The sequence below is a fragment of the Flavobacterium sp. genome, from assembly GCF_049590715.1.
Lineage (GTDB): Bacteria > Bacteroidota > Bacteroidia > Flavobacteriales > Flavobacteriaceae > Flavobacterium.
Genome location: NZ_JBAWDL010000214.1, coordinates 1 through 5,568, shown reverse-complemented (window position 1 = coordinate 5,568; position 5,568 = coordinate 1). Strand labels below are relative to the sequence as shown.

At 35.6% G+C, this 5,568-nt stretch carries 6 protein-coding genes; all 6 read left to right on the top strand.

Annotation, left to right across the window (positions count from 1 at the left end; genetic code table 11):
• A partial coding sequence (locus WBQ70_RS09860; protein WP_423913515.1) for an MFS transporter occupies nucleotides 1-816 on the top strand: 816 nt, incomplete at its 5' end.
• Nucleotides 817-888: 72 nt separating this feature from the next.
• Nucleotides 889-3,105, top strand: coding sequence for a molybdopterin oxidoreductase family protein (locus WBQ70_RS09855; protein WP_423913513.1), 2,217 nt, complete (start codon nucleotides 889-891; stop codon nucleotides 3,103-3,105).
• Nucleotides 3,106-3,124: 19 nt separating this feature from the next.
• A complete protein-coding gene (locus WBQ70_RS09850; RefSeq protein WP_423913510.1) occupies nucleotides 3,125-3,694 on the top strand; it encodes a 4Fe-4S dicluster domain-containing protein in 570 nt (189 codons plus the stop codon).
• A 70-nt stretch (nucleotides 3,695-3,764) separates the two neighbouring features.
• Nucleotides 3,765-4,277 (top strand): Rieske (2Fe-2S) protein, encoded by a 513-nt coding sequence (locus tag WBQ70_RS09845; protein WP_423913509.1) that lies wholly within the window; start codon nucleotides 3,765-3,767, stop codon nucleotides 4,275-4,277.
• 28 nt (nucleotides 4,278-4,305) lie between these two features.
• Nucleotides 4,306-4,551 (top strand): DUF6755 family protein, encoded by a 246-nt coding sequence (locus tag WBQ70_RS09840; protein WP_423913506.1) that lies wholly within the window; start codon nucleotides 4,306-4,308, stop codon nucleotides 4,549-4,551.
• A 181-nt stretch (nucleotides 4,552-4,732) separates the two neighbouring features.
• Nucleotides 4,733-5,568, top strand: an 836-nt coding sequence (locus tag WBQ70_RS09835; RefSeq protein ID WP_423913504.1) for a 2-hydroxyacid dehydrogenase, incomplete at its 3' end; no start/stop codon positions are given.

Here is a 5,568-nt window from a genome sequence, read left to right as displayed (position 1 = left end):
ACCGGAAAAGTATTCTCTCATTTTTGGTTTGCTACTAGAGAATCAGTAGAAAACATAGTATTCCAAAAATTTATTTATCCTAGAGGAAAATACCGATGGATGGCACATTTCATGATTGCTATAGGATGTACTTCGGCGTTTATGATTACCATTCCTTTAACTTTTGGCTGGATACATTTTACAATGGCACCCAATTCTATTTCGGTTTATGAAGCTCATTTTTTTGGCTTCAAAGTCATGGATTTCGAAATAGATTCTATCATCGCATTTTTAACATTCCATGCACTTAACTGGTCTTCTTACTTGGTGATTTTTGGATCAGCTTATTATTTGAGAAGACGTTTAACAAATCCTGGATTGATTGCCACCCAAACTTTTGAAGGCGATTTATTACCGCTCATTTTATTAATTGCTATATCATTTACTGGTTTAGGATTAACTTATTCCTATCAATTCATGAAAGGCTTTGCTTTTGACTTCTTAGCGGTACTTCACGCTGTCACTGTAATCATGTTCTTAATATGGATTCCTTTTGGTAAATTTTTCCATATTATACAAAGACCTGCACAAATTGCTGCCCATATTTATAAAAAAGTCGGAATGGAAAAGGGAATGGCTATTTGTAAACATACAGGGAAAGAATTCGCTACAAAATTACATATTGACGACCTTAAAATAGTCACTAATGAACTCGGCTTTGACTTTTCAATGGAAGACGGAGGATCCTATTTAGATCTAAGTCCGGAAGGAAAACGATCCCGATTAGCACAAGCACATTTAAAAGCGCGACAATCAGGCGGAAATTTATTTGGATAAAAAAAACATAGCTAAGATATATTGGAACAAATAAAATTGTCCCTTCACTTCTTGGCGGTAAAAAATAAAAATATGGCAAAATTACCCGTTTCAGAAGAAAATATAATAACCCAATTTGGACCACATAAAAATTATAGTCCAAAAGAAGGTTTTGAAGGAAGAGATGAACCAGATGAATCTGTAAAGACTCATTGCTGTTTTTGTGGAATGCAATGTGGTATTCAATTATTGGTTAAAGAAAATAAAGTAGTTGGTTTTGAACCTTGGATGGAGTTTCCATTCAACGAAGGACGTCTTTGTCCAAAGGGAGTGCAACGCTATTTACAAAACAATCACCCAGACCGTTTGTTAACTCCATTAAAAAGAGTAGAAGGACAAGGTTTTGTACCTATTTCTTGGGATATTGCAATGGAAAAAACGGTTTCAGAAATCAAATATATTCAGAAGAAATACGGGAAAGATGCCTTTGCAATGCTTTCAGGAGTTTCATTGACCAATGAAAAAAGTTATTTGGTTGGGAAATTTGCTCGTGTTGCTTTACAAACAAAAAACCTCGATTACAACGGACGTTTGTGCATGGTAAGTGCGGGAGCTGGAAATAAAAAAGCATTTGGATTGGATCGTGCTTCTAATAATTATTCCGATTTAGAATATGCAGAAGTCATTTTTGTGGCTGGTGCCAATATCAGTGAAACCTTCCCTACCCTAACCCATTGGATTTGGAAAGCCAGAGATCGTGGAGCTAAATTAATCGTCGTGGATCCACGAATGATTCCGTTGGCGAGAACAGCTGATGTACATTTGGATGTGAGACCAGGAACCGACTCTGCTTTATATGGTGCAATGCTGAAATATTTGGTTGACCATGATATGCTTGATCATGATTTTATCGATAATTACACTTCAGGATTTGATATTACATTAGATGCTGTTAAAGATTATACCTTAGAATGGGCCGAAGAAATTACAGGAATTAAAAAAGAAAAAATAAAAGAAGCTGCTGAATTATGGGGCAAAGCCAAAACCAGCTTCCTACTCCATGCTCGTGGTATTGAGCACCACTCAAAAGGTGTTGATAATGTTGTTGGCTGTATCAACTTAGTTTTAGCAACAGGACGTATTGGAAAACCTTATTGTGGCTACGGAACAATTACAGGTCAAGGAAACGGTCAAGGCGGTAGAGAACACGGTCATAAATGTGATCAATTGCCTGGTAATAGAGACATCGAAAATCTAGAACACCGTAAATATATTTCCGATGTTTGGGGAATCGATGAAAAAGATATGCCTGGCAAAGGATTGTCTGCTTATGAAATTATTGAAGCCATTCACCGAGGTGAAATCAAAGGATTATTGTCGATTTGCTTTAATCCACTAGTATCCTTACCTAATAGTAATTATGTTCGTGAAGCGTTAGAAAAATTAGATTACTATATATGTATTGACTTTTTCTTGAACGAAACAGCACGCCATGCTGATATGATTTTGGCTGGTTCATTACAAGAAGAGGAAGAAGGAACAACAACTTCAGCTGAAGGTAGAGTCATTCGCATTCGTCAAGCAGTTACTCCTCCTGAAGATGCAAGAACAGATACTTCCATTATTTTGGAATTAGCTAAACGTTTGGGTGTTGAAGATAAATTCACATACGAAAACAGTGAAGCTATTTTCAATGAATTACGTGTCGCTTCCAAAGGAGGAACAGCGGATTATAATGGAATTACTTACAAAAGAATCGAAGACAATATGGGGATTTTTTGGCCTTGTCCAACTGAAGATCACCCAGGTACTCCTCGTTTATGGGAAGATAAAAAATTCAAGACTCCTGACGGAAAAGCACATTTTAATCCCGCTCCATATAAATTACCAGGCGAAAGTCCAGATGCTGATTACCCAGTAATCCTAACCACAGGTCGTGTGGTTTCACAATATTTAAGTGGGACACAAACCCGTAGAATTGGAAAATTAGTCGATCAATACCCAGAGCCTTTATTAGAAATCCATCCTAATTTAGCCAAACAATACGGCATTCAACAAAGAGAATTAGTTAAAGTTTCTACTCGAAGAGGTGATGGAATTTTCCCAGCCAATATCGTTGAAACTATCCGAGAAGACACTGTTTTTATTCCGTATCACTGGTCTGGAAAAAAATCAGCAAACCAATTGACGATTGACACTTTAGATCCAATTTCAAAAATACCTGAATTTAAAGTTTGCGCTTGCCATTTAGAACCACTTAAAGAAATAGCGGCCCCTTCAAATGAATCAAAAGCGTATGCAAGTGTCTAATCTATAAAAACAACAAAATATGAATTATACGAACTTCAACACAAACGAAGAGTTTTTTGTAGACATGAACCGTTGCATTGGCTGTAAAGCCTGTGAATTAGCTTGCGCCGAATGCGAGACTAATGGCCAAGAGTCCATGATCCATATTAACTATGTAGATCGTGCGGCTTCAGTACAAACGACCGTCCAGGTGTGTATGCACTGTGATGATCCCGTTTGTGCGAACGTATGTCCTGCTGATGCTATTTCAAAAGATGAATTTGGGATTGTACATACGGCTAATACCGAGAGATGTATCGGTTGTTCTAATTGTGTTTTGGCTTGTCCTTTTGGTGTACCCAAAAAAGAAGAATCATACGATTTAATGATGAAATGTACTATGTGTTACGACAGAACGAGTGTAGGTAAAAAACCAATGTGCGCTACCGTTTGTCCTAGTGGTGCTTTATTTTTTGGTACCAAAGCCGAAATCGAGGAAATGCGTCCAAATAGTACACCTGTGAATAGTTTTGTTTTTGGTAAAGAAATTGTAAATACCAAAGTGAATATTATGATGCCAAAAGGGAGTACAGAATTGATTATATATTAGTTTAAAAAGTGCATCAGAATAGAAGTTAAACAACTTTAAACATGAAACTTTGAACTTTAAACTCTAAAAAATGTCAAAAGAAGATAATCTAAATAAAAACTGGAAAAAAGATTTTCCTATTTTAAAACAAGAAGCGACTCAAGTCAGTCGACGTGATTTTGCCAAATTCTTAACCTTAGTTTCTGGAGGGTTAATGGTCGGAAGTGGATTGGTAGCTGCCAAAGCCCACTTTTACCCAAAAGAAGAAATGAAAGGCGAGCATTTTGTTTGCGAAAAAGACGAAGTCCCATTAGGAGGAACACGTGCGTTTGTGATTGAAGGAAGTACCATCCCATATATAATAATACATCTGGAATCTGGCGAGTTCAAAGCATACGAACAGAAATGTACCCACCTTTCTTGTTCTGTTTTTTACAAGCCAGGAACCGGAATTATTCATTGTCCGTGTCATGAAGGTTCTTTTGATGCTAAAACTGGAGCCGTTTTAGCTGGGCCACCGCCTAGAGCTTTACCAAAATTAGAAGTGTTTTTTAAAGGCAATGCTATTTATGTAAAAGCAGCTACTGAAGAAGTAACGCGTTAAAAGTAAAATCAAATAAAATCATATTGCTATGAGTAGTTTCAGAACCAGTCAAAATAAAGCCAATCCCAACAAACTTAACAATATAATATCGGCTTTGATATTTATGTTAATTATGAATGTGACGATCCAAATTTGGTTGTTATACGCAGCCTTGAATAATGCTTTGGATAACAACAAAGAGATCTTGATACCTGCTTTTGTTGCTTCATTAATTTTATTTTTAATAGGGTTTAGTTTAGTATATTATTTGCCACGCGGAAATTTCAAAAGGTAAAATCATAAAAAGGAACTTCAAGTTGAAGTTCCTTTTTTTATTACATAAACATTTCTCAAAATAGTAATCACATACACGTATCCAATTTTAGTATTTTATTATTCTTTAAAAGGGTTCCATTTGGTATTTATTCCTTAAATTGAAAAAACATTTTAAACTAAAATAAATCCTTTAATATAGTATGGAACGACCAAAATTATCTTTAAATCCAAAAATAGCTTTCTTTTCGACTCAACCGTACGACAAAACTTTTTTTAAAAAACACAATACCAACTTTGGGTTTGAATTGGATTTTTTTGAAACCCAATTAAACATGCAAACTATAGATTTAATTAATGATACAAGCATCCTTTGTGTTTTTGTTAATGACATCGTAAATGCAGAAGTTATGGAATCATTAGCGCAAAAAAATGTAAAAATCATCGCTTTGCGCTGTGCAGGTTTTAATAATGTAGATTTAGAAGCTGCCAAAAAACACAACATTCGTGTTTGTCGTGTTCCTGCTTATTCACCACAAGCTGTTGCGGAGCATGCCATGGCGATGATACTAACTTTAAACCGGAAAACACACAAAGCTTACAACCGAGTTCGAGAGCAAAATTTTTCTTTAAATGGATTATTGGGATTTGACTTGCATGGTAAAACCATTGGTGTTATTGGAACTGGAAATATCGGAAAAGCTTTTACAAAAATCGCCAAAGGTTTTGGGTGTAAAGTTCTAGCTTTCGATATTGTCACTGACCCTGAAATGGAAAAAGAAGGTGTTATTTTTACTGACTTGGATACCATTTTCAAAGATTCTGACATTATCTCACTACATTGTCCTTTGAATGAAAAGACAAAACATCTTATTGACAAAACATCGCTTTCGCTAATGAAGGATAATGTGATGATCATCAATACCAGTCGAGGTGCTTTAATCCAAACTTCAGATGTGATTAAAGCATTGAAAAAAGGAAAGGTGGGGTATCTAGGAATTGACGTTTATGAACAAGAAGAAAAATTATTTTTCAGAGA

Coding starts and splice junctions, on each gene's coding strand:
- WBQ70_RS09850 (WP_423913510.1), top strand. CDS start 3,125: ATGAATTATACGAACTTCAACACAAACGAAGAGTTTTTTGTAGACATG.
- WBQ70_RS09855 (WP_423913513.1), top strand. CDS start 889: ATGGCAAAATTACCCGTTTCAGAAGAAAATATAATAACCCAATTTGGA.
- WBQ70_RS09845 (WP_423913509.1), top strand. CDS start 3,765: ATGTCAAAAGAAGATAATCTAAATAAAAACTGGAAAAAAGATTTTCCT.
- WBQ70_RS09840 (WP_423913506.1), top strand. CDS start 4,306: ATGAGTAGTTTCAGAACCAGTCAAAATAAAGCCAATCCCAACAAACTT.